Origin of the sequence: Streptomyces sp. CA-288835, from assembly GCF_050936385.1 — a bacterium.
Classification (GTDB): Bacteria; Actinomycetota; Actinomycetes; order Streptomycetales; family Streptomycetaceae; genus Streptomyces.
In genome coordinates this window covers 4,237,676-4,261,528 of record NZ_JBNJMW010000001.1, presented here as the reverse complement: position 1 = coordinate 4,261,528, position 23,853 = coordinate 4,237,676, and the positions used below count along the sequence as shown (strand labels likewise).

Here is a 23,853-nt window from a genome sequence, read left to right as displayed (position 1 = left end):
ACGCGCCTTCACCGAGGAGTTACCCCATGTCTGTTCCCGCGACCGACCGCACCGCGAACACCGAGCACACCGCACACACCGTCGAGTCGCTGAGCAGGTGGCTCGCCGACCGGATCGCCCTGTACCTCAAGCGGACGCCGTCCGAGATCCAGCCCACCGTCCCGCTGGCCGAGTACGGGCTGGACTCCGTGGCCGCGCTGAGCCTGTGCGGTGACATCGAGGAGGACTTCGACCTCGTACTCGAACCCACGGTGGCCTGGGACTATCCGACCATCGAGGCATTGGCCGGGCACCTCGTCGAGGAGCTGAGGGCCATGGAAGGCGGTCATCGATGAGGCCCGTCGCCATCGTCGGCATCGACTGCCGCTTCCCCGGGGCGCCCGACCCCGGCGCCTACTGGGACCTGCTGATGCGCTCCGGTGACGGGGTGGAGAAGGTACCCGGGCAGCGCTGGAACGCCCGCGACTTCCACTCGCCCACCGGCGAGGAAGGACACTCCAACACCACCGAGGGCGGTTTCATCTCCGACCCGGACGCCTTCGACAACGAGTTCTTCACCGTCTCCCCGCGCGAGGCGGCGGCGATGGACCCACAGCAGCGGCTGCTGCTGCAGTGCGCCTGGCGTGCCGTCGAGGACTCCGGCGTCGCCCCGCAGCGGCTGGCCGGCACCGACACCGGCGTCTTCGTCGGCATCATGGGCAACGAGTGGGCGCAGCTCCACATGACCGACTACGCCCGGGTCACCGCCCAGCTCGGCTCCGGCAACGGCTACTGCATGACCGCCAACCGGATCTCGTACCACCTCGACCTCAAGGGCCCCAGCCTCGCGGTGGACACCGCGTGCTCCTCCTCGCTGGTCGCCGTCCACCTCGCCTGCAACGCCCTGCTGGCGGGTGAGTGCGACACCGCGATCGCCGCGGGCGTCAACGTGGCACTCACCCCGGCACTCGGCATCTTCTACACCCAGGCCGGACTGTCCGCCCCCGACGGCCGGTGCAAGCCCTTCAGCGCCGACGCCGACGGCATCGGCCGGGGCGAGGGCGTAGGAGCGGTGGTGCTGCGCCGGCTGGAGGACGCCGTCGCCGACGGCCAGCCGGTGTACGCGGTGATCCGCGGCACCGCCGTCAACCAGGACGGCCGCAGCAACGGCATCACCGCCCCCAACCGCTGGTCGCAGCAGGAGGTGCTGGCCGCCGCCTACCGCCGGGCCGGTGTCGAGCCGTCCGAGGTCACCTTCACCGAGGCCCACGGCACCGGCACCGTCCTCGGCGACATGATCGAGGTCAAGGCCCTCGGCCACCTGCACTCCGGCCGCTCCGGGCGTCCGCTGGCCGTCGGCTCCGTCAAGGGCAACATCGGGCACACCGAGGGTGCGGCGGGCATCGCGGGCCTCATCAAGGTCGCCCTGTCGCTGCACCACAAGGTGGTTCCCGCCAGCCGTTTCGCGGTCAAGGAGAACCCGGCCCTGAAACTCGCCCAGCAGGGACTGCGGCTCCTCAAGGCCCCGCTGCGGCTGCGCTCCGGGCCGACGATCGGAGGCCTGAGCAGCTTCGGGATGGGCGGCACCAACGCCCACGCCCTCCTGGAGTCGGCGCCCCCGCACGCCGCACGCCCCGAGGCGCCGTACCCGGAGTCCGGGCACACCGGTCAGGGCGGCGGCGCCACGGGACTGGGAACCGGGGTGTTCACCCTGACCGCCCCCTCGCTGGACGCGCTGCGCCGCAACCTGATGGTGCAGGCCGACGCCATACAGCGGCGCAGGACGCCGGTCGGACCGCTGTGCTGGAGCAGCAACCGGGCGAAGACGGGCCACCGCTACCGTTTCGCGCTGCCCGCCGCCGACACCGGCGAACTGGCCGCGGGGCTGCGCGAGGCCGCCACCGACGACGACCTGCTGGCCCGGCTCGCCGGCCAGCCCACGGGGAAACCGCAGGTGGCCCTGCTGTTCACCGGGCAGGGATCGCAGTACCCGGCGATGACCGCCCGGCTTTACCGGCAGTCGCCGCTGTACCGGCGGTTCCTGAACGAGGCCGACGCGGCACTCGCCCCGCACACCGGCGGCTCGGTACGCGATCTGCTGCTCTCCGGCGACGAGGCCGTGCACCGCACCGGCTGGACCCAGCCGGCGCTGTTCGCCGTCGAGTACGCCCTGGCCGCGAGCCTGACCGAACTCGGCGTGCCGCCCGCGCTGCTGCTCGGTCACAGCGTGGGTGAGTACGCCGCCGCCGTACTCGCCGAGGTCTTCCCGCTGGAACAGGCCGCCCGGCTGATCGCCGCCCGGGGCGCCCTCATGGAGCAGTTGCCCGAGGGCGGCGGGATGCTCGCCGTACGGGCGCCGCTCACGGAACTGACCGAACTGGTGGACGCGGAACCCCTCGTCGGGGTGGGCGCGGTGAACGGCCCCCGTGCCACCGTGCTCTCCGGGGACGCGGCGGCGCTCGGACGGATCGAGGACGTGCTCGGCCGACGGGGCGTCAGAACGCGGCGCCTGGAGGTCTCCCACGCCTTCCACTCACCGCTGATGGAGCCGATGCTGGACAGGTTCGCCGAGCTCGCGGACGAGATCGGCGGCGGCGTCCCCAAGCTCCCGGTGTACTCCACCGTGCGCGGACGGCTGCTGGAGGCCGAGCCGATGGACGCCAAGTACTGGACCGAGCACATCAGCGCCCCCGTCCTGTTCGGCGACGCCATGGCGCGGCTGCTGGAGGCCGGGCCCACCCACCTGGTGGAGGTCGGCCCCCGGCCCGTACTCACCGGCATGGCGCGTGCCCTGCGCTCCGCCGCCGGGGCCGGGGTGCACACCGTCGCCCCGGTGCCGCACGAGGACGGCGACGGCCGCGCGTTCGCCGAAGCCGTGGCCGAACTCTTCCGCAGCGGACTGGACCCGCGGTGGGACACCGCCTACCCGGAGGAGGAGCGGCTGCCGCAGCGGCTGGCACCGTACGCCTTCTCCGACGCCCACCGGTTCTGGACCCGCACCCCCGTACGGGCCGTTCCCGCGGCGGACATCGGTGTCGTGCCCGACCCCGCGCACACCGTGCGGCCGCACCCGCAGGAGCAGCCGGCCCCGAACGGACGCGGCGCCGTCCTCACGGCCGTGCGGACGCCTGCAGGGGAGGAGCAGACAGCGGATCCGGTGGCCCGTGCCGTGGTCGAGGCCGTCGCGGAGGTGGGCGGATACGCCCCTGACGAGGTGTCGCCGCTGTCCCTGCTCTACGAGGACCTGGGATTCGACTCGGTGATGGTCATGGAGCTGAAGGACCGGATCCAGGAGCGGTTGAGCGGGCTGGAGGCGATGAGTGTGCAGGATCTGCTGCCGCGGTTGTCCTCCGTCGGTGATCTTGTCGGCTATCTCAGGGACCGGGTCGGGTCGGCCGTCGCGTAGACGCCCCCCGAAAGCGCTCCGCCGGAATCGCGGTCGGGAAGCCGCAGGCCCGCTGTGGCTGACCCCGCGGCCCCATGGGGCGCGACCCGTCCCGCACCGCACAACCCTCCGCAGCCCGGAAAGGAAGGACCTGTCCCATGCAGTCACCCCAGTCGTCCCAGCAAGCCCCTTCGCCCCCCGTCGCCTACCTCGCCGGCGTCGGTACCGCTCTCCCCGGAGACCCTGTCGACAACGCGATGCTGGCCAGGACGCTCGGTGTCAGCGAAGAGTGGATCGACGTGTTCATCGGCACCCGGACCCGGCACTTCGCGCGGGATCTGGAGAGCGGCGAGGTGCGCTGGTCGCTCGCCGATCTGTGCGGCCGGGCCGTCGAGCAGGCCCTCACCGCGTCCGGACTCGCCCCGGACGAGATCGACTTCGTGGTCATGGGCACCGCGACCCCGGACCATCTCATGCCCGCCACCGTCAACCACGTCGCCGACCAGCTCGGCCTGGACCAGATCCCCACCTATCAGCTCCAGTCCGGCTGTGCCGGCGCCGTACAGGCCCTGGAGCTGGGCCGCACCCTGGTCACCGGCGGGGGGCACCAGACCGGTCTGGTGATCGGCGGTGACGTCTGCAGCAAGCACCTGGACCTCGACCGGGACCTGTCCGGCGCGGCCCCCAGCGATCTCGTCAACTATGTGCTCTTCGGGGACGGAGCGGGTGCCGCCGTGGTCTCCTCGGTGCCGCGCGGACAGCGGCTGGCCGTGCGCCGCGTGCTCAACCGGTTCACGGGGCTGGGCCGGGAGCCCGGCCAGGTCATCGACTGGTTCGGGCTCGCCGACCGGTACGAGGACCGCCAGGCCGTACGGGAGGACTACAAGGCCATCGAGGAATCCGTCCCCGTCATGGCCGTGGAGATCCTCTGGGAGCTGCTGGAGGACCTCGACTGGTCACCGGAGCAGGTGGACTTCCTGTTGCCGCCCCAGCTGTCCGGCCGGATGACGCGGCGGATCGCGGAGCAACTCGATCTGCCCGACGCGGTCGAGGTGTCCTGTGTCGCGGACACCGGCAACAACGGCAACGCCCTGCCGTTCCTCCAACTGGAGGCGCTGATCGGGAAGATCGGCCAAGGCCAGCGCGCGCTGGCGGTCGCCGTCGAGTCCAGCAAGTGGATCAAGTCCGGTTTCGCGCTCGAAAAGATCTGACGTCCGCACGCACCCGCCCCGGAGGGCCGTACCGAATGCACACCATCGATGAATTCGTCCGCCTCGTCAGGGACGAGCTCGGCATGCCGCTGGAGGAGCACCAGGTCTCCGCCGATCTCGACCAACTGCCCGAATGGGACTCGTTGTACCTGCTGAAACTGGTCACCGCCCTGGAGCAGGCCACCGGCCGCTCGCTGCCCGTGGGCAGACTGCTGGAGGCCCGCAGCCTCCGCGAGATCTACCGGTTGGCGGCCCCGGCATGACTGCGTCCCCGCCCGGCGGAACCCGCTCGTCCCCCGCCCGGGCACACCCCGAGCGCCGGCGCCGGCACACCCTGTATTTCCTGGAACACGCCGCCCGGCAGCGGCCCGTACACCTCGACACCGAGGTCGACATGACCCGGATCGAGGCCCACCGGGCCGCCGCCCGGGCCGCCGGCCTGCGCTACTCCGTCGTCACCTACCTGCTGCACGCCACCGGCCGGGTACTGCACCGCCACCCGGAGGCCAACGCGGCACTGGCCCCGGGCCGGTGGTTCGGACTGCGCGGGCCACGGACCGTACGGTTCGCCAAGGTCACCGCCAAGCTGGCGCTCGACCGCACCGTGGACGGGGAGCGGACCGTGCTGTCCGCGCTGCTGCCCGCCCTCGAGAGCGCCGGTCTGGACGACATCCAGCAGCGCGTCGACCGCTACCGCGGACCCGGTACCGAGCGACTGCCCGAGTTCCGCGGCGTCCGGCTGCTCGGCCGGCTGCCGGTGCCGCTCGGGCGGCTGGCCTTCGCCGCCGCTCTGCGCGACCCGGTCAAGCGGCCGGGTGTCCTCGGCACCGTCGCGGTCAGCTCGCTGGGCCATCGCCCGGTCGACGGCTTCCACTCCAGCGGTGGCACCGCGGTCACCCTGTGCGCCGGGCGCGTCGTGGACCGGCCGGTCGTCCGCGACGGGCAGCTTGCCGTGGCCCCGGTGATGCGGCTCGGACTCACCTTCGACCACCGGGTCATCGACGGGGCCGCCGCCGCCGACGTACTCGGTGATCTCAAGCAGGCATTGGAGGGCTTCGATGACGGCGCGGAGGAGGACGGCACCCAGCTCCTCGTTCGGGGAGCCGGTTCAGATCTCCGGCCGTGACGGAGCCTGGGACCGGGTGCGCGCGGATCTGGAGGAGCACGCGGTCGCGGTGCTGCACGCCCGGCTCGCCGACTGGCGGCCGGACCGGGCGGGCGGGCCGCGGCTGCGTGCTCTGCTGGGCCGGGACTGGGACCGGTATCTGGAGATGACGCACCCGGACGTGCGGATGCGGTTCGCCGCCTCCCGGGTGCTGCTGAAGTTCGCTGCCGCGGTGGCGCTGCGGGTGCCCCCGCAGGCCGTCGAACTCGGGTACGGCCCGACCGGCCGCCCCTTTCTGCGCGGCTACGACGCGGTGGACATCAGCCTCAGCCACACCGAGGACCTGCTGCTCATCGGGCTCACCACCAAGGGGCTGATCGGGGTGGACGCCGAGCGGGCGGACCGCCCCCTCTACACGCGCGGGCTGCACCGCCACGTCTGCACACCGCACGAGATGACCGTCCTGGAGCGGCTCCCTCAGCGGCGACGGGGCCCCGCACTGGTGCGTCTGTGGACGCTCAAGGAGGCCTACAGCAAGGCGATCGGGCAGGGGCTGAGATTCCGGTTCACGGACTTCGGTTTCGGCGGCGAGCATCAGCCGGCCAGGGTCCTGGCCCCGGACGGGGCACCCGGCACCGGCGTCGAATGGGAGTTCCGCACCTTCTCGGTGGACGGCGGTTACGTCGTCAGCGTCGCGGTGAGCGACGCCGGCTTCGGCGGCACCCAGGACACGGCGGCGCGCACCATGCTCGATCCGCATGTGGTCGCGGCCCTGGCGGAGGCGCTCGGCGAGGACGTGGAGCCCGACGACGGGACCGGGGGAGAGGACGACCTCCTGGGCTGGTGAGCGGGACCGGCGGCGCGCCGGTCCGAAGAGGGGCTTCGAGGGGCTTCTCTTCGGCCCGGCGCGCCGCCCTGCGCGTGGGGCCGGTCCGCCGGTGGGACCCGCGCGGACACGGTGCAAGGGCCCCTTAAGCGGAGGCGGGCAGCATCGTTTCCAGGCGGGGCGCCCTGCCCGGGGGACGTCCCCCGCTCCCGGTACGTGCGCCCCGCCTCCCCACGACCGGACAGCCCCGCCCGCAGCCGGTACGACCAGGAAGGCCTCCGAGCCCTCCGGGCCGCATCCCCCGGCACCGCCCCCGCATCCGGAGGAGACGGAGAACAGCCATGGACCATCTCGGAGAGCTCAAGGAATTCGCGCGGCTGCACGCTCGCGGCCAAGGCATCAGCGAACGCCAGGTCGCGGCCGTCCTGCCGCGGATCACCAACGACGAACCCGGACACCCCGCGTCCTGGGCGCGGGTGTGGACCGCGGAGGCCGACCGGCTGGCCTTCGCGGGCCGCCCCCTCGACGCCTGCCGCCGCTACGCCCTCGCCCGCTTCCCTTACCACGGTGACGACGACCGCCGGAGGGCCCAGGACAAATGCGTACGGACCTTCGACGACTGGCGGCGTCGGCGGGGCGTCGAACGAGTGGTCCTCGACCACCCCGACGGCCGGGTCGCCTGCTGGGCGAGCGGGCTCGACGCCCGCCGGTCACGGCCGCTGCTCCTGATCATGGGCGGCATCGTCAGCGTCAAGGAGCAGTGGGCGCCCCTCCTGCCCCGGCTCTCACGCCTCGGTTACGCGGCGGTCGCCACTGAGATGCCGGGGGTCGGCGAGAACACCCTGCGCTACCACGCGGACTCCTGGCGGCTGCTGCCCTTCCTGCTGGACCGGCTGGCCGGCCGCGCCCGGGTGTCCGACACCTCCGTCCTCGGCCTCAGCTTCAGCGGCCACCTCGCGCTGCGTGCGGCGGCCGAGGACACGCGCATCCGCTCGATCCACACCGTCGGCGCCCCGGTGGCCGGGTTCTTCACCGATCCCGTCTGGTGGCCCCGGGTGCCCGCCATCACCGTCGAGACACTGCGCCGGCTCACCGGTGCGGCTGACCACGACGAACTGCGCGTACTGCTCCAGGACTTCGCGCTCGGCCCGGACGTACTGCGCGGGGTGGACGTTCCGGTCGGGTACGTGGTCAGTGCCCGGGACGAGATCATCCCGCCCACGGAACGGCAGCTGCTCGGCTGCGCGCTGCCCCGCGTGCGCTTCAAGGAGTTCGACGACGTCCACGGTTCCCCCGCGCACCTGGGCGCCATGCGCAAGTGGCTGATCGGGTCGCTGCTGCGGGCGCGCGTGACGAACAAGGCGCGCGGCGTCCGCCCGCTGCCCGCCGCCCGTCGTGCGGGGGTGGCGGGCACGGTGGGTGCCGGTGCCGGCGGGGCAGAGCGCTCCGGCTCGGGGGACCTCCGACCGACCGGCCCGTCCGGTCATGTCGTCACCGGCGCCGCGAACCGTGCGTCCGGTCCTGCCGCCGCTACAGGTACCACCGGCGCTGCCGAGGCCGCACCGCAGCGGCCGCGCGTGGCCCCCGCCGAGTGAGCACCCCGATCTCGCACCCCGGCCCTCGTTCCCCCCACGCCGCGCGTCCCGTCCCCCGCTCCTCCATGCCGCGCACCCCGGCCCTCGTTCCCCCACGCCGCGCGGAAGCAGTACAGGCCCCGCTTCCGGGGCGTTCCTTCGCACACCGACCCAGAGGTGGCTGTCATGTCGTCCGTGAGCACCCTCCCTTCAACCTCCTCTCCGGCCCAGGCGTCCGCTCCCTGGCGTGCCAGGACGCCCGGCCGGGCGCAGCCGTGGCGTTCCCTGGCGTCGCTGGGCCTCGATCCGGATCCCGATCCCGGAGCCGAGGGTGCACCCGGTGGCGGCGTCCCCCCTCGCCCCGTCTCCGACCACCGCCCGATACCGCAGGAGGCCTGACCCGTGGACGACACGCCGTTCACCGCCCGCTCGCCCTTCACCCCCAGCCGGCAGCCGGGCAGGCCCAAGCCCCGCGCGGTGGGCCGCAACGAAGTCCGTGTCCGCACCCGTCACATGCACGGCTACCGCTTTGCTTACCGGATGGCGGGCAAGGGCGAGGCCATCGTGCTGATCCACGGCATCGGGGACTCCTCCGCGACCTGGGCCGAGGTCATCCCGGGTCTGGCCGCCCGGTACCGGGTGGTCGCCCCCGACCTGCTCGGTCACGGGGCGTCGGACAAACCGCGTGGCGACTACTCTCCCGGGGCGTACGCCAACGGGCTGCGGGATCTGCTCAGTGCCCTCGGCATCGAGCGGGCCACGCTCGTCGGGCACTCGCTCGGCGGTGCGGTGGCCGCGCAGTTCGCCTACCAGTTCCCGGAGCGCACCGAACGTCTGGTGCTGGTCGGCAGCGGAGGCATCGGCCGCCAGGTCTCCCCGCTGCTGCGTGCTGCCACGCTGCCGGGCGCCGAACTGCTGCTCATGGCCTCCCAACTGCCCACCGTGCGCTGGCAGTTGGGGATACTCATCCGGATCCTGAAGATGCTCGACACCGGACTCGGGGTCGACGCTCCGGATCTGCTGCGGGTCGTCGACGCGCTGCCCGACGCGAGCTCCCGCAGCGCCTTCGTACGCACCCTGCGGGCCGTCGTCGACTGGCGGGGGCAGGTCGGCACCCTGCTCGACCGCTGTTATCTGACCCAGGGCATGCCGACGATGCTGGTATGGGGAGGACGGGACATGGTGGTCCCGGCGATCCACGCGGGCCTGGGGCATGTCTCCATGCCGGGCAGCCGGCTGGAGATCTTCGAGCAGGCGGGCCACTTCCCCTTCCACACGGACCCCGAACGCTTCCTCGGCGTGCTCCACGATTTCATCGCCCGCACCGAGCCCGCCCGCTTCAGCGCCGAGGAGTGGCGCCAGCTGCTCCGCACCCGCCGCGCCGAGACCCGCACCCGCCCCCGTACCCGCTCCACCCCGGGCCGCGCCACGGGCTGAGGCCCGCCGGCCTCGGCAAAGCCGCGCTGGCAGCCGCCCGCGCCAACGGGGCTCCGCAGCCCACGGGGTGCCGCAACAAACGGGGCGCCGCGGGCGGATGCCTCGCAGGCGTCCCGGCACAGTGAGAGCCCTCCGGTCCCTTGCCGAGGGACCGGAGGGCTCTCACTGTGCCCACGCGTCAGGCGGCGCCCGCTCCGACGAGGGTGGCCGGGCTGATGAGCCACATGCCCGGGCGGACCTCGACCGCGTGGGCGGTGAGGGCAGGTGGGCGCGGAGTGCCCGTCTTCAGGCGGGCCGCGGTGCGGCGGACGTACTCGGTCCAGCGGCGGTCACCGAGCCGTTCCGCGGTGCGCCGGCACTGTGCCAGCTGCCGTACCGTCGCCTCCGTGCGGCCGCGCCGCAGGTTGACCAGGGCCAGCCCGTTCAGCGCCGCCACCTCGCCCCGCAGGTCCCCTCCCGCGGAGCACAGGGCGAGCGCCCGCCCGTAACGGCGCGCGGCGGGCCCGAGCCGGCCCTGGCCGAGCAGGATGTCGGCCACCCCGATGCGGCAGCGCGCCGCCCCGATCCGGTCGCCGACCAGCTCGAACGCGTCCTTGGCAGCGGTGTAGTGCCGCACCGCCCGGTCGGCCTCGCGGCGCTGCCAGGCGAGGTCGCCCAGCGAGTACCGGATCGCCGCCTCCGCCTCGGTGTCGCCGGCCCGCAGTGCGGCGTCCAGCGCGAGGCGGTGGGTCTCCTCCCAGTCCTCCCAGGCGGCGCAGGCGTGGAAGTACCCGGCGGCGGCTCCCGCGAGCTGCCACACGAGGGGCCAGAGCCCGACCGCGTGGGTCTGCCGCACCATCTCGACCAGGCCCGTGGCCTCCTCACGGAACCACCGCAGCGGGTTCGCGCCGACGATCGCGGCGGCGTCGCATTCCGTGCCCGTGCCCGTGCCCGTGTCCGCGGGTGTGGGTGCGGGGGGCGGTCTCCAGTCCCGTCCCGGGGTGAGCTGCCGGTCCGCGTACCGGGCCAGGGTTCCGTAGGCCCGGCCCAGCCGCTCGACGGCGTCCCGTCGCGTCCGGGCACTGTCCGTCTCCTCGGCCACCAGGTCCGTGGCCAGCACCCGCTGCAGCGAGTGGAAGGCGTAACGGACCGCCTGCCCGTCGGTACGGGCCTCCAGCAGCTGGGCCCGTACGAGCTCCTCGGCCGTGTCCTCCGCCCTCGCGCGCCCGGTGTCCAGCAGGGCCGCGGCGGTCCACACCGCGAAGTCGGGCGCCGGGGCCAGGGACAGCAGACGGAACGCCCGCTGCAGAGCGGGTCCGATTTCCTGATACCCCGTCAACAGAGTGGACCGGAGGTCGAGATCGCCCTCGCGCAGGACGCCGAGCCGGGTCCGCTCGTCGCGCAGGCGCCCCGCGAGCGCGGCCGGTGTGGTGTGCGGGCGCGCCGTGAGGGCCGCCGCCGCCACCCGCAGCGCCAGCGGGAAGCAGCCGCACAGCCGGGCGATCTCGGCGACCGCCACCGGGTCCCGCGCCATCCGCTCGCCGCCGGCGGCGATCAGGAGTTCCGCCGCCTCGTCCGGCCGCACCGCGTCCAGCAACAGGTGCTCCGCGCCGTCGAGCGCGGCGATCCTGCGGCGGCCGGTGAGGATCACCGCGCAGTCCGCGGCGGACTGGAGCAGCGGCCGTAGCTGTTCCTCCGACGCCGCGTCGTCCAGGACGAGCAGCAGTCGGCGCCCGTACAGGGCCCGCCGCAGCCGGTCCGTCAGCTCCTCGGGATCGGCCGGCGGGGAGCCGGGCGTGTCGTCACCGAGACGGCGCAGCAGGGTCGCCCCGGCCTGCGCGGCGGTCAGCGGGCGGCCGTGCGGTCCGCGCAGGCCCAGCAGCAGCTGACCGTCCGGAAACAGGTCGGCTGTCCGGTGCGCGAGTTGCAGCGCCAGCGCGGTCTTGCCGACACCGGCAGGACCGGACACGGTCAGCACCCGCACCGGCGGCCGGCCGGCGCCGCCGCGCAACGCCCGTTCTCCGTGGGCCAGTTCCTCGTGGCGGCCGACGAATCCGGAAGGAGCGGCGGGCAGTACCGGCGGCGGAGCGGGGACGGGCCGTCGCGGCCCGTCGGCCGACCCCGGCGCGCGCTGGGAGGCCTCGTTGCCCGGTGCCGTGTCTCGTACGGTGCTCCGTGCCGGGCCGGCGTCCCGGTCCGCTTCGTTCCCACTGGTGCGGCTCGTGTCCCGGGGCGGGTGCCAGTCCAGTGACGGATCCCGGCGCAGGACGCGTTCGTGCAGCCGGGAGAGGCCAGGGCCCGGCTCGACGCCGAGTTCCTCCACGAGGGAGTGGCGCAGCCTGCCGTAGACCCTCAGGGCGTCGGATCCGCGCCCGGTCCGGTACAGCGCCACCATGAGGTGCCCGTGCAGGGTCTCCCGAAGGGGATGCTCGTTGGCCAGGGCGAGCAGTTCCCCGGCGAGCTCCTGGTGACGGCCCAGCCGCAGGTCGGCGACGATCCGCTGCTCCAGGACCGCCATCCGCAGCTCGTCGAGGCGGATGGCGGCGGACTCCAGCCGTACGCCGTGCGGGATCCCCGACAGTGCCGGTCCCGTCCACAGGGCGAGAGCGTCGTGCAGCAGCAGGGAGGCGCGAGCGAAGTCCCCCTCCTGATATGCCGTACGGCCCTCGGTCCGCAGCCGTTCGAAGCGCGGCAGGTCGAACTCCCGCTCGGGAACCTGCAGCAGATAGCCGGGCGCCCGGGTCAGCAACTCGCCGGCGTGCCCCCCGCTTCCGTCCCCGTTCACTTCCCCGCCTCTGCCGTCGGCGAGCACCTTGCGCAGCTGGGACACGTACACCTGGAGGGTGGTGGTGGCGGTGCGCGGCGGTTCGGTCCCCCACAGTTCGTCGATCAGGCTGTGCACGGGGACCACTTCACCGGCCTGCACCAGAAGGGTGGCGAGCAGCGCGCGCGGCTTCGCAGCGGAGGGCGTGCGGGGCGACAGGCTCACCGGCCCCAGTACCCGGAAACGCATGGAGGGCTCCTTTGTCATGGCGCGAGAGGTGGGGGAGCGGTGCGGTGGGGGAGGTGGGGGGAGCGAGCCCGGCTCGGGCGGTCGTCGTCGGTCAGCAGTCCTGGAGCAGGACGGCCGAGGCGGTGCACAGGACCCGGCTGCCCTGGCTGAAGGAGAGCCGCGTACGGACGGTGGGGCGGCCGGCGTCGTCGCGGACCGGATCCTCCGATGTGACCGCGCAGGTCAGCGGAAGGTCGGCGTCCCCGAAACCGCGGAAGGACACCCGCCACCGGGTCAGCACGGCGTGCGCGGGCCGGAACCCGTGCTGTTCGGCGGCGACCAGCAGCGAGGCCTGCCGGGACGCCTCCAGGAACACCGGACCGGGGACATGGCCCTTGGGATCGCCCCCGAAGACCTCGTGGCCGGGCTCGGGAGCCACGGGAAACACGAACTCCCCATGGGTGGCCCGCAGCGGCGGTCCCACGACGACGTTCCGCGCGCTGTCACGCCCGACCAGCTCGGGCCGCACCGCGGTCCGCTCCCCCTCGCCCCCTGAGCTCTTGGAGGTCAGGGGGCGTACGACCGGTGCGGTGCTCCGGAGGCTCTCTTGGCGCCCCTGTTCGCGGTGCGACCGGTACACCTTGGGCATCAGGAACTGAAGCCGCGCGGACGCGCTCCCACAGCTGACGCCGCCGATCGCCACGTCGCCGCTGCAGTCGAGGCCACGGGGTATCCCGTTGACCACGTCCACGGGGGTCAGGGTGATGCCCAGGGTGATGTGGGCCGGTTGGCCCCTACGACGCCACGGGTCGAGGTCGAGGACGTCGAGGCCGCTGGAGACGAAGACCGCGGGGCGCTCGGGGGGAACCCGGAAGTACTGGTGGGCGACGAAGTGCGTCGCCTGGCGCAGGGTCTCCGCGACGAAGAGCAGATCGTGGAAGGTTCCCGGCCCGTCGTTGAACGTCCCATGCTCGCGGGGCAGTTCGGCGGAGAGCGCGAAGTGCTGCTCGACCGGTGCGGTGGCGTCCAGCAGGAAGCCCTCTGGAGTGGCCGGTCTGTGCAGCAGGTGAAGCGGTGCGGTGACCCCCTCCGGGTCCGGTGCGGACGCGGCGGGCTGAGGCGTGAGAGCGATGTCCATTTGAGCTCCTTCTCGGGTCCCCCGGGGTGCGCGGGGTGGTACGTGGGTCGGCGCGCACAACGCCACAGGGCGGTGGCGAAAGGATTCCGCCACCGCCTCCACGGTGTCCCGGACCGCTGGTATCGGCCTGTACCTGGCCTGGTATCGGCCTGTACCTGGCCTGGAACCGGGCTGAACCAAAGCGGTATCCAGCCGTCCACGGTCGGATCCCGGCGGGGCGACGCTCTATGCGGCCTGCTCCGACCGTGCGGAGACCAGTGGATGGTCGGTGGGGAGCGGACCGGCCGCGCTCGCCCCGCCGGGCGACCCGAGGACGGCGAAGACCTCGGCGTCCGCCGTCCGGTACGCACTCCACTCGGCCGGGACGTCGTCCTCGAAGAAGATCGCCTCCACCGGGCAGACGGGTTCACAGGCACCGCAGTCGACGCATTCGTCGGGCTGGATGTAGAGCTTCCTGGGACCCTCGTAGATGCAGTCGACCGGGCACTCGTCGATGCACGCCCGGTCCTTGACGTCGACACAGGGCTGAGCGATCACATAGGCCATGCTGTCCCTCCCCGGGATACGGCGGATCAGGCGGATACGGCTTTGCGGATACGGCTTTACGGCGGAGCAGGCGGCTCAGGCGGATCGGGCGACCGTCCAGGTGTCCCCGCCGGCCAGGAGCGCGGCCAGGTCGCCTTTGCCGTTCTGCTCGACCGCGGTGTCGAGCTGGTCGGCCATCTGGGTGTCGTAGACGGGCCGGTCGACGGAGCGGAAGACGCCGATCGGGGTGTGGTGGAGGGTGTCGGGGTCGGCCAGGCGGGAGAGGGCGAACGCCGTTGTGGGGGACGGGGAGTGCGCGTCGTGGACCAGGATCTGCTGCTCGTTCTCCGGCGTGACGGTGACGACCTTCAGGTCACCTGTCGGCTGATCCCGTACGACACCCTTGGCGCCGTCCGTGCCGAAGCGGATGGGCTGGCCGTGCTGGAGCCGGATGACCGCCTCCTCAGCCTGTTGCTTGTCCTTGAGGGCTTCGAAGGCGCCGTCGTTGAAGATGTTGCAGTTCTGGTAGATCTCGACGAGAGCCGTGCCGGGGTGGGCGGCGGCCTGGCGCAGGACCTCGGTGAGGTGCTTGCGGTCGGAGTCCACGGTGCGTGCCACGAAGGACGCCTCCGCGCCGATGGCCAGTGAGACCGGGTTGAAGGGTGCGTCCAGCGAACCCATCGGCGTGGACTTCGTGATCTTGCCGACCTCGGAGGTCGGGGAGTACTGGCCCTTGGTCAGGCCGTAGATGCGGTTGTTGAAGAGCAGGATCTTGAGGTTGACGTTCCGGCGCAGGGCGTGGATGAGGTGGTTGCCGCCGATGGAGAGCGCGTCGCCGTCACCGGTGACGACCCAGACGGACAGATCGCGGCGCGAGGTGGCGAGGCCGGTGGCGATGGCGGGGGCGCGGCCGTGGATGGAGTGCATCCCGTACGTGTTCATGTAGTACGGGAAGCGGGAGGAGCAGCCGATGCCGGAGACGAAGACGATGTTCTCCGTGGCCAGGCCCAGCTCCGGCATGAAGCCCTGGACCGCGGCGAGGATCGCGTAGTCACCGCAGCCGGGACACCAGCGCACTTCCTGATCGGACTTGAAGTCCTTTGCCTGGAGGCGTAGTTCAGTTCCCACGGAGCGTCTCCCGCAATGTGTCGGCGAGCTGTTCGGCCTTGAACGGTGTTCCTTTGACCTGGTTGTACGAGCGGGCGTCGACCAGGTACTTCGCCCGGATGAGGGTGGCGAGCTGACCGAGGTTCATCTCAGGTACGACGATGCGCTCGTACCGTGCGAGGACCTCTCCCAGGTTCTTCGGGAACGGGTTGAGGTGGCGCAGGTGTGCCTGGGCGATGGACTCCCCGGCCGCGCGCAGCCGTCGTACAGCGGCGGTGATGGGCCCGTAGGTCGAGCCCCAGCCCAGTACCAGCGTGCGCGCGCCGTGAGGGTCGTCGACCTCGATGTCCGGTACGTCGATGCCGTCGACCTTCGCCTGGCGCGTACGCACCATGAAGTCGTGGTTGGCGGGGTCGTACGAGATGTTGCCCGTGCCGTCCTGTTTCTCGATGCCGCCGATGCGGTGCTCCAGGCCGGGCGTGCCGGGGATGGCCCAGGAGCGGGCGAGGGTGTGCGGGTCGCGTTTGTACGGCCAGAAGACCTCGGTGCCGTCGTCCAGGGTGTGGTTCGGGCCCTGCGCGAACTGCGTGCGCAGATCCGGGAGTTCATCGATGTCCGGGATGCGCCAGGGCTCGGAGCCGTTGGCCAGGTAGCCGTCGGACAGCAGCATCACCGGGGTGCGGTAGGTCAGGGCGATGCGGGCGGCTTCCAGGGCGGCGTCGAAGCAGTCGGCCGGGGTGTGGGGGGCGATCACCGGGACCGGTGCCTCACCGTTGCGCCCGTACATCGCCTGCAGCAGATCCGCCTGCTCGGTCTTGGTCGGCAGACCGGTGGACGGCCCGCCGCGCTGGATGTCGATGACCAGCAGCGGCAGCTCCAGCGAGACCGCGAGGCCGATCGTCTCGCTCTTCAGCGCCACGCCCGGCCCGGAGGTCGTCGTCACGCCCAGCGAACCGCCGAACGCCGCCCCCAGCGCTGCGCCGATGCCCGCGATCTCGTCCTCGGCCTGGAAGGTCCGTACGCCGAAGTTCTTGTGTTTGCTGAGTTCGTGCAGGATGTCCGAGGCCGGGGTGATCGGGTACGAGCCGAGGAACAGCGGCAGGTCGGCCTGGCGGGAGGCGGCGATCAGGCCGTAGGACAGGGCCAGGTTCCCGGAGATGTTGCGGTACGTACCGGTCGGGAACGCCTTCGTGGCCGGGGCGACCTCGTACGAGACCGCGAAGTCTTCGGTGGTCTCGCCGAAGTTCCAGCCGGCGCGGAAGGCGGCGATGTTGGCCGCCGCGATGTCCGGCTTCTTGGCGAACTTCGACTTCAGGAACTTCTCGGTGCCCTCGGTCGGCCGGTGGTACATCCAGCTCAGCAGGCCCAGCGCGAACATGTTCTTGCTGCGCTCGGCCTCCTTGCGGGAGAGGCCGAATCCCTTGAGTGCCCCGACGGTCAATGTGGTCAGGGGTACGGGGTGGAGGCGGTAGCCGTCGAGTGAGCCGTCGTCGAGAGGGTTGGTGGTGTAGCCGACCTTCTGCATCGCCCGTTTGGTGAACTCGTCGATGTTGACGATGACTTCGGCGCCGCGTGGTACGTCGCTGATGTTGGCTTTGAGAGCGGCGGGGTTCATGGCGACCAGGACGTCGGGGGCGTCGCCGGGGGTGAGGATGTCGTGGTCGGCGAAGTGGAGCTGGAACGACGAGACGCCCGGCAGGGTCCCGGCAGGTGCGCGGATCTCGGCGGGGAAGTTCGGCAGCGTCGACAGGTCGTTGCCGAAGGACGCCGTCTCCGAGGTGAAGCGGTCACCGGTGAGCTGCATGCCGTCACCCGAGTCCCCCGCGAACCGGATGATGACCCGATCCAGCCGGCGGACGGACTTGGTGCTGATCCCGGCCGGCGCCGGCTCGGCTTCTTCGATGTCCACGGTGTCTACCGTCACGAGACTTGTCTCCTCTGGCTCTCCGGTGTCCGGCCCGGCTGCGTGCGCTGACTCACGGGGACGCTAGGCAGCGTGCCTTGCGGCAGGCCAAAGCGCGCCTCCGCCCGCCTCCGCCCGGGTCGGTGCCCGGTTACAGCGGCGGTTCAGCGGTTCTCCAGAGCGGATCGGGACGCTTTTGCAGGCCGGTGGCCGCCGGACTCGGTGGTTTCTCCCGCCGGCGACGGGCGCCGGACGGCCGGCCCGCCCGTTCCGCCGCGCCGCACATCAGCCGGCCGATCACCCGTCTTCGCCACCGCCTGGTCGTCACCACCTCTGAACCGTCTCTGAAGGAGCACACAATGAACGCGTCAGTTCCGGCCTCCCGCCGCACTGTGCTGAGACTCGCCACCGCGGGCGCCGTGGGCGGCGCACTCGCCGCCACACCACTGCCGGCGTTCGCGAAGTCCGCCCGCTGCCCGCTGCCGCGCACCCTCTCCGTCACCGCGCCGGGCCTGTACCCGGAGGGCGTCGCCTGGGATCCGCGGAGGAAGGCGTTCCTCGTGGGGTCGAGTGCGCAGGGCACGATCTCGGTGGTCAAGGCGGACGGCTCGGTCACTCCGCTGGTCGCCCCGTTCGCCCAGGTTTCCGTGCTCGGCATCGCGGTGGACGCTCCCCGGGGCCGCATAGTGGCCGCGTACACCGACTACTTCTTCCGGCAGCTGGGCGTCGTGGACCCCTCGCTGCCCCCGGTTTCCGGCGTCGGTGTCTTCGACCTGGCCACCGGTGCCGTACAGCACCTGGTCGATCTGTCCGCGGGGCAGCCCGAGCCGCGTGCCAACGACGTCACCGTGGACCGTGACGGCACCATCTACGTCACCGACACCGGGGTCGACACGGTCAGCGTGGTGAGCCGCGACGGCAAGGTCCTCCAGGTGATCAGCGACGACCGCTTCGTCACCGCCGACACGGGACCGAACGGCATCGTCCACCACCCCGCCGGATACCTCCTCATGGGCAAGTACGACGGCGGCCGGCTCTTCCGCATCGACCGTCCCCGGTCGGCGCGGCCGGTGATCAGCGAGGTCCGGCTGGACCGTGCGCCGACCTCCGTCGACGGCATCGCGCTGCGCCCGGACGGCTCGCTGGTCGTCGCGGCCAACGACCTGTCGCTGGCCGGTGGACGTGCGGGCAGGGACGCGGTCGTGGTGCTGCGGTCCACCGACAACTGGCGTACCGCGCGCACGGTGCAGGACCAGACCTGGCCGGTCGAGGACCCCACGACCGTCGCCGTGACCCCGTACGGCGACTACGTGATCAGTGGCGGGCTCCGGGAAATCCTGACCGGCACCCCGTCCTCCACGCCCGGCCAGTTCCACCTGCGCCGCCGCTGACGGCCCACACTCGATCTCCCGGGAGTCCCCATGCCACCCGTAGCCCATGACACCCCGCCGCCCGAAACCACGCCGCCCCGCGGTCTGTTCACCGCCCTCGCCCGGCTGACCGGTGACCGGGCCCGTCTGCTGCTCGTGCTCACCGTGATCCTCCTGGCCGGGGCCGTCGTCCTGGGCAGCGGCGTGGCCGACCGGCTGCGCAGCGGGGGCAGCGGCGGTGTCGTCGACCCCGCCTCCGAGTCCTCGTACGCCGCGGACATCCTGGAACGGGAGTTCCCCGGCGCCCGCCCCAACCTCGTCCTGCTGGCCCGGACCGACAGCCGGGTCGACGACGCCGACGTGGCGCGTCAGGGACGGGAACTCGCCGCCCGGCTCGCCGAACAGAAGGGCGTCACCGGCGTCACCTCCTACTGGGACACCGGCTCCCAGGCGCTGCGCTCCAAGGACGGCAGGGAGGCCCTGGTGGTGGCCCGGCTCACCGGCGACGAGCTGGCGGCCGAGCGCACGCTGGAGAACCGCGTCGCCGGGCGCTTCGACGGGCGGCAGGGCGACCTCACCGTACGGATCGGGGGCAGCGTCGCCGTCCAGCACGAGCAGCAGACCTTCATCAGTGAGGACCTGCTGCGCGCCGAGGCCATCGCGCTGCCGATCACGCTGCTCATCCTCATGGTGGTCTTCGGCAGTGCCGTCGCCGCCCTGCTTCCGCTGGGCATCGGCGTGATCGCGATCCTCGGCACCAACGCGGTGCTGCGGGTCCTCACGTCCTTCACCGACGTCTCCGTCTTCGCCACCAACCTGACCACCGCCCTCGGCCTGGGCCTCGCCATCGACTACGCGCTGCTGATCGTGCGCCGCTACCGGGAGGAGCTCGCGACCGGCCGGGACACGCCAACCGCGCTCGCCGTCACCCTCAACACCGCAGGGCGGACGGTGCTGTTCTCGGCCGCGACGGTCGCCGTGTCCCTCGCCGCGATGCTGGTCTTCCCGCTGTACTTCCTGCGTTCCCTCGCGTACGCCGGGATCAGCGTGGTGGTCCTGGCGGCCGCCGCGGCCCTGATCGTGCTGCCCGCGCTGCTCGCCGTCCTGGGCCGGCGGATCGACGCGCTCGACGTGCGCAAGCTCGTCCGGCGCCGCTCCCGCGAGCAGCGGCAGCCCGCCGAGGCCGGAACCGGCTGGGCCCGGCTGGCCCGGTGGGTGATGCGGCGTGCGCCCCTGGTGGCCACCGGCACCCTGGCCGTCCTGCTGCTGCTCGGCGCGCCCTTCCTGAACGTCGGCTTCGGCACCGCCGACTACCGGCAGCTGCCCTCGTCGGCCGAGTCCCGGGTGGTGCAGGAGCACATCAGGGACGGCTTCCAGGGCAGCCCCACCGGAGCGATCGAGGTCGTCACCCGGCAGGCGCCCGCCGCTGAACTCGGCGGCTACGCCGAGCAGTTGTCCCGGCTCCCCGGTGTGCTGCGGGTGGACGCGCCGACGGGCCGCTACAGCGACGGCCGGTCCGCCGGGCCGGCACAGCCCGACCGCACCTCCGGCGACATCTCCTACCTCACCGTGGTGCCCGGCGTGGAGGCCGTCTCCGACGAGGGCAAGGACCTGGTACGGGGCGTACGGGCAGTGGAGGCGCCCTTCGCGACGTACACCTCCGGGACGACCGCGGCCCTGATCGACAGCCAGTCCGCCATCGGGCGGGGCCTGCCGTGGGCCGTCGGCATCATCGTGCTCGCCACGCTGGTCCTGGTGTTCCTGCTCACCGGCAGTGTGCTGGTGCCGGTGCAGGCGGTGCTGCTCAACGCGCTCAGTCTGACCGCGATGCTGGGGGCCGTGGTGTGGGTCTTCCAGGACGGGCACCTCTCGGGTGTGCTGGGCTTCACCCCGACCGGGAGCATCGAGACGGCGCTGCCGGTGCTGATGTTCTGCCTGGCCTTCGGGCTCTCCATGGACTACGGGATCTTTCTGCTCTCCCGGATCAAGGAGGAACGGGAGCGCGTACTCGACCACAAGGCCGCCGTGGTGGAGGGGATCCGCAGCACCGGGGGTGTCATCACCGCCGCCGCGCTCGTCCTCTCGGTCGTCATGGTGGCCATCGGCACCTCCCGGATCACCAACACGAAGATGCTCGGACTGGGCGTCGCTCTCGCGATCCTCATGGACGCGATGGTGATCCGTACGCTCCTGGTGCCCGCGGTCCTGTCGCTCACCGGCCGGGCCACGTGGTGGGCACCCGGGCCGCTCCGCCGTCTGCACGCGCGGTTCGGCATCAGTGAAGGCGGCTCGGTACGACCCGCTCCGGCACCGGACGCAGCGGAAGCACCGGTGCGGGAGGCAGAGGCCGGGGAACCGGCGGCCGTGGTCCACGCGGTGGTGGGGAAGCCGTCCGACTGACGCTGTCACCGACGCGAGTTGAGAGTGCGGGAGGACCTCCACGGTCCTCCCGCACTCGCTTTGGCAGGGGACCTCCAGGGTCCTCCCGCACTCGCTTTGGCAGGGGACCTCCAGGGTCCTCCCGCACTCGCTTTGGCAGGGGACCTCCAGGGTCCTCCCGCACTCGCTTTGGCGGCCGAACTCGCTTTGGCGGGGCGCAAGCGGTCGTCGTTAGCGTCCGGGGCACCGCGTGAGGCGGACGCCGGATCGGGGTCGGGCAACCGCCCGACCGGCCGGGAACGACGGAACCACCGCTAACCGGAGCAAGGGGGAGCAGTCCGATGACATCCGCACAACCATCCGCGTCGCGGGCGTGGTCGGTACGCCGCGTTGTGCTGAGAGAGTTCAGAGAAGGGAGCGACATGGCCGTCGACACGGTGGTCGTCGATTACGGCGGTGTGCTGACGAACCCGCTCGTGGAGACCTTCGCCGCCTTCGCCGAACTGGCCGGGATCGAGGCGGGCGACCTCGCCCAGGCGTTCCTGGCGGCGACGGAACGCCACGGGGAGACACCGATGGCCGCCCTGGAGACCGGCGCGATCACGGAGCGGCAGATGGTGGACCGGATTCTCGCCGAACTGCCCGAGGAGGCGGGCCGGATCCTCGCCGGCGGGCACAGCTTCGGCGAGCTGTGGTTCCGCGGCCGGCGCCCCAACGAGCCGTTCCTGGCGTTTCTGCGTGCCCTGCGCCGCGACGGGTACCGGCTCGCCCTGCTCACCAACAACGTCCGTGAGTGGGAGCCGCTGTGGCGCGCCCAGCTCCCCGTCGACGAACTCTTCGACGTCGTCGTGGACTCGCACCGCGAGGGCGTACGCAAGCCGGACCCGGCCATCTACCGGATCCTGCTCGACCGGCTCGGCACGACCCCGCAGCGCTGCCTCTTCGTCGACGACACGGAGGAGAACTGCAAGGCCGCGGCCGAACTCGGCATCCGCGCCGTGCGGTTCGCCGACACCGCCAGTGCCGTTCGCGAGATCTCGGCCCTGCTCCACCGCCCCGTGGCCGTGCCCGCCGGAGCCACGGGAGGTGGGTCGCGATGACCGCACCGGTTCTGGTCGTCGGCGCCGGGCCCACCGGGCTCACCGCCGCCTGCGTGCTGTGGGACCTCGGCGTGCCCTGCCGCGTCGTCGACCGGCGCCCCGGTCCCGGCATCGCGCCCAAGGGTCTTGTGCTGTGGAGCGGTGCCCTGGAATGCCTGGACCGCCTCGGCGTCGCGGAGAAGATCCGCGAGGTGGCGTTACCGCTGGCCGGGGCGTCGTACTGGTCGAAGGGCCGACGCATCGCCGGGGCGCGCTTCGGCGGGTTGACGGGCACCGCCTTCCCCGGCCCTCTCTGCGTACCGCAGCCGGTCACCGAGCAGGCGCTGCACGCCCGGCTCACGGAACTCGGCGGCACCGTCGAGTGGGAGACCGAGGCCACGGCGGTGACCGTGAACCGCGGCGGTCCCGCGCAGTCCGTGAGCGGCGGCTCCGCGCAGTCGGTGACCCTGACCCTGCGCTCGGCCCGTGGCGAGGAGACGGTGACGGTGCCCTGGCTGATCGCCGCCGACGGTGCCCGCAGCCTGGTGCGCGATAGCGTCGGCATCCCCTTCGAGGGGCACACTTTCGACCGTATGTTCCTGATCGGGGACGGCCGACTGGAGGGCGCGGCCGCCGAGGCCGAGGTGCAGCACCACATCACACCGGACGGGGTGCTGGTGATCGTCCCTCAGCCCGACGGCCACCGGGTCTTCTTCGACATGGAGCCGGACGGGCAGACCGACCCGCCCACCGAGGAGTTGCTGCAGCGGCTCCTCCACGAGCGCGGCCCGGGCGGGCTGCGTCTGCACGGCACCTGGTGGTCCAGCCGCTTCCGGGTACACGCCAAGGTCGCCCCGCGGTTCCGCGAGGGTCCGGTCCTGCTGGCGGGCGACGCGGTGCACGCCCACACCACCGCAGGCGGCCAGGGGCTCAACACCGGCATCCAGGACGGCTACGACCTGGGCTGGAAGCTCGCGAGCGTGGTACGCGGCGCTGATCCGGCGCTGCTCGACAGCTACGAGGCGGAACGCCGTCCGGCATCCGTCAGGGCGGTCGCGAACGGTGACCAGCAGACCCGGATGTGGCTGCTGCGCAGTCCGGCGGCGCGGCTCCTGCGGGACACGGTGATGCGGCTGCTGTCCGCCACCGGCCTGCTGGAGAAGAAGGCGATCCCGCTGCTCGCCCAGCTCGACCTGGACCACTCCGGGAGCCCGGCGGTCGCCGATCTCGACGGCGCCCCGGCCGTGCCGGGCATCCTGCGGCTCGGACGGCGCGCCCCCGACCTGGCGCTGGCCCCGGTACACGGCACGACGGCGGTGTCGCTCCACGCCTATCTGTCGGCCGGCCGGCACACCGTGCTGCTGCATGGCGACCAGGCCGCCGGGGAACTGGCCGCGCGAGCCGCGGCCATCGTGGCGGAGAGGGGTGCGGGGGACGCGGTGCGGGTGCTGTGGATTCGGCCCGCGGACCCGGCTCCCGGTCAACTCCCGCGGGACGGCGCCGGGTTCGCCGTCGCACGAGAGGCGGGTGCAGCGCCCGGCGGCTCCGGGTCCCCGTGGTGCGCGTACCTGCGGCCCGATGGTGTCGTCGCGGCCCGCTCGGGCCCGGCCGGTCTCGACGCGCTCCTCGACCGGCTGCCGTCCCGTCCGCCACGTGTCACCCCGGTTCCGGCCGTACGGCCCTGAGGGGCCCTTGCACTATGCCCGTCCGGGTCGCGCGGCCTGGCACCGCACCTCGCCGCGTTGCCGAAAGGCCCTAGTAGCTCCTCCCCCACTCTCGGCTCCGCTCGAGCGGGGGCACCCCCATCGAGGACCTTCCGGCGCCTTGCGATGCACGGCACCAGACCACGCGCCCTGATCGGACG

The 23,853-nt window shown here is 72.5% G+C and carries 17 protein-coding genes; 12 read left to right on the top strand and 5 right to left on the bottom strand.

The window, feature by feature from the left end; all coding sequences use genetic code 11:
• Window positions 1–26 precede the first annotated feature (26 nt).
• The 8 genes from ACQEVY_RS19090 to ACQEVY_RS19055 all read left to right on the top strand — a co-directional run bounded on the left by ACQEVY_RS19090 (window position 27) and on the right by ACQEVY_RS19055 (window position 9,517).
• Window positions 27–335 carry an acyl carrier protein gene (locus ACQEVY_RS19090; protein WP_432950040.1) on the top strand — a complete coding sequence of 103 codons (309 nt, stop codon included), beginning with the start codon at window positions 27–29 and terminating at the stop codon, window positions 333–335.
• The gene (locus ACQEVY_RS19085; protein ID WP_432950038.1) at window positions 332–3,385 is read left to right on the top strand and encodes a type I polyketide synthase; all 3,054 of its coding nucleotides are present in this window, start codon (window positions 332–334) and stop codon (window positions 3,383–3,385) included. Before ACQEVY_RS19090 ends, ACQEVY_RS19085 begins: the two co-directional genes overlap by 4 nt.
• Before the next feature lie 137 nt (window positions 3,386–3,522).
• Window positions 3,523–4,575, top strand: coding sequence for a 3-oxoacyl-ACP synthase III family protein (locus tag ACQEVY_RS19080; RefSeq protein ID WP_432950036.1), 1,053 nt, complete (start codon window positions 3,523–3,525; stop codon window positions 4,573–4,575).
• Window positions 4,576–4,610: 35 nt separating this feature from the next.
• On the top strand, window positions 4,611–4,838 hold the full coding sequence (locus ACQEVY_RS19075; protein WP_432950034.1) for an acyl carrier protein: 228 nt from the start codon (window positions 4,611–4,613) through the stop codon (window positions 4,836–4,838).
• Window positions 4,835–5,701 (top strand): 2-oxo acid dehydrogenase subunit E2, encoded by an 867-nt coding sequence (locus ACQEVY_RS19070; protein WP_432950032.1) that lies wholly within the window; start codon window positions 4,835–4,837, stop codon window positions 5,699–5,701. Before ACQEVY_RS19075 ends, ACQEVY_RS19070 begins: the two co-directional genes overlap by 4 nt.
• Window positions 5,634–6,527, top strand: a complete 894-nt coding sequence (locus tag ACQEVY_RS19065; protein ID WP_432950030.1) for a 4'-phosphopantetheinyl transferase family protein — start codon at window positions 5,634–5,636, stop codon at window positions 6,525–6,527. The genes ACQEVY_RS19070 and ACQEVY_RS19065 overlap by 68 nt, the downstream gene beginning before the upstream one ends.
• 320 nt (window positions 6,528–6,847) lie before the next feature.
• A complete protein-coding gene (locus tag ACQEVY_RS19060; RefSeq protein ID WP_432950028.1) occupies window positions 6,848–8,101 on the top strand; it encodes an alpha/beta fold hydrolase in 1,254 nt (417 codons plus the stop codon).
• A 381-nt stretch (window positions 8,102–8,482) separates the two neighbouring features.
• Window positions 8,483–9,517 carry an alpha/beta fold hydrolase gene (locus ACQEVY_RS19055; RefSeq protein WP_432950026.1) on the top strand — a complete coding sequence of 345 codons (1,035 nt, stop codon included), beginning with the start codon at window positions 8,483–8,485 and terminating at the stop codon, window positions 9,515–9,517.
• Between the two features lie 178 nt (window positions 9,518–9,695).
• Here the strand turns inward: ACQEVY_RS19055 and ACQEVY_RS19050 are convergent, their stop codons facing one another.
• The 5 genes from ACQEVY_RS19050 to ACQEVY_RS19030 all read right to left on the bottom strand — a co-directional run bounded on the left by ACQEVY_RS19050 (window position 9,696) and on the right by ACQEVY_RS19030 (window position 17,182).
• Window positions 9,696–12,509 (bottom strand): BTAD domain-containing putative transcriptional regulator, encoded by a 2,814-nt coding sequence (locus ACQEVY_RS19050; RefSeq protein ID WP_432950024.1) that lies wholly within the window; start codon window positions 12,507–12,509, stop codon window positions 9,696–9,698.
• A gap of 91 nt (window positions 12,510–12,600) precedes the next feature.
• Window positions 12,601–13,626: an AfsA-related hotdog domain-containing protein gene (locus ACQEVY_RS19045; RefSeq protein WP_432950022.1), complete on the bottom strand. Its 1,026-nt coding sequence runs from the start codon at window positions 13,624–13,626 to the stop codon at window positions 12,601–12,603.
• Between the two features lie 225 nt (window positions 13,627–13,851).
• Window positions 13,852–14,172: a ferredoxin gene (fdxA, locus tag ACQEVY_RS19040; RefSeq protein WP_432950020.1), complete on the bottom strand. Its 321-nt coding sequence runs from the start codon at window positions 14,170–14,172 to the stop codon at window positions 13,852–13,854.
• A 75-nt stretch (window positions 14,173–14,247) separates the two neighbouring features.
• Window positions 14,248–15,279, bottom strand: a complete 1,032-nt coding sequence (locus ACQEVY_RS19035; RefSeq protein ID WP_432950018.1) for a 2-oxoacid:ferredoxin oxidoreductase subunit beta — start codon at window positions 15,277–15,279, stop codon at window positions 14,248–14,250.
• Window positions 15,269–17,182, bottom strand: coding sequence for a 2-oxoacid:acceptor oxidoreductase subunit alpha (locus ACQEVY_RS19030; RefSeq protein WP_432950016.1), 1,914 nt, complete (start codon window positions 17,180–17,182; stop codon window positions 15,269–15,271). Before ACQEVY_RS19030 ends, ACQEVY_RS19035 begins: the two co-directional genes overlap by 11 nt.
• 338 nt (window positions 17,183–17,520) lie before the next feature.
• Between ACQEVY_RS19030 and ACQEVY_RS19025 the strand changes: the two genes are divergently transcribed.
• The 4 genes from ACQEVY_RS19025 to ACQEVY_RS19010 all read left to right on the top strand — a co-directional run bounded on the left by ACQEVY_RS19025 (window position 17,521) and on the right by ACQEVY_RS19010 (window position 23,674).
• Window positions 17,521–18,552 (top strand): SMP-30/gluconolactonase/LRE family protein, encoded by a 1,032-nt coding sequence (locus tag ACQEVY_RS19025; RefSeq protein WP_432950014.1) that lies wholly within the window; start codon window positions 17,521–17,523, stop codon window positions 18,550–18,552.
• A gap of 30 nt (window positions 18,553–18,582) precedes the next feature.
• Complete coding sequence (locus ACQEVY_RS19020; protein ID WP_432950012.1) at window positions 18,583–20,931, top strand: MMPL family transporter; 2,349 nt, start codon at window positions 18,583–18,585, stop codon at window positions 20,929–20,931.
• 401 nt (window positions 20,932–21,332) lie between these two features.
• A complete protein-coding gene (locus ACQEVY_RS19015) occupies window positions 21,333–22,010 on the top strand; it encodes an HAD family hydrolase (protein ID WP_432950010.1) in 678 nt (225 codons plus the stop codon).
• Complete coding sequence (locus tag ACQEVY_RS19010) at window positions 22,007–23,674, top strand: FAD-dependent monooxygenase (protein ID WP_432950008.1); 1,668 nt, start codon at window positions 22,007–22,009, stop codon at window positions 23,672–23,674. Before ACQEVY_RS19015 ends, ACQEVY_RS19010 begins: the two co-directional genes overlap by 4 nt.
• Window positions 23,675–23,853 lie beyond the last annotated feature (179 nt).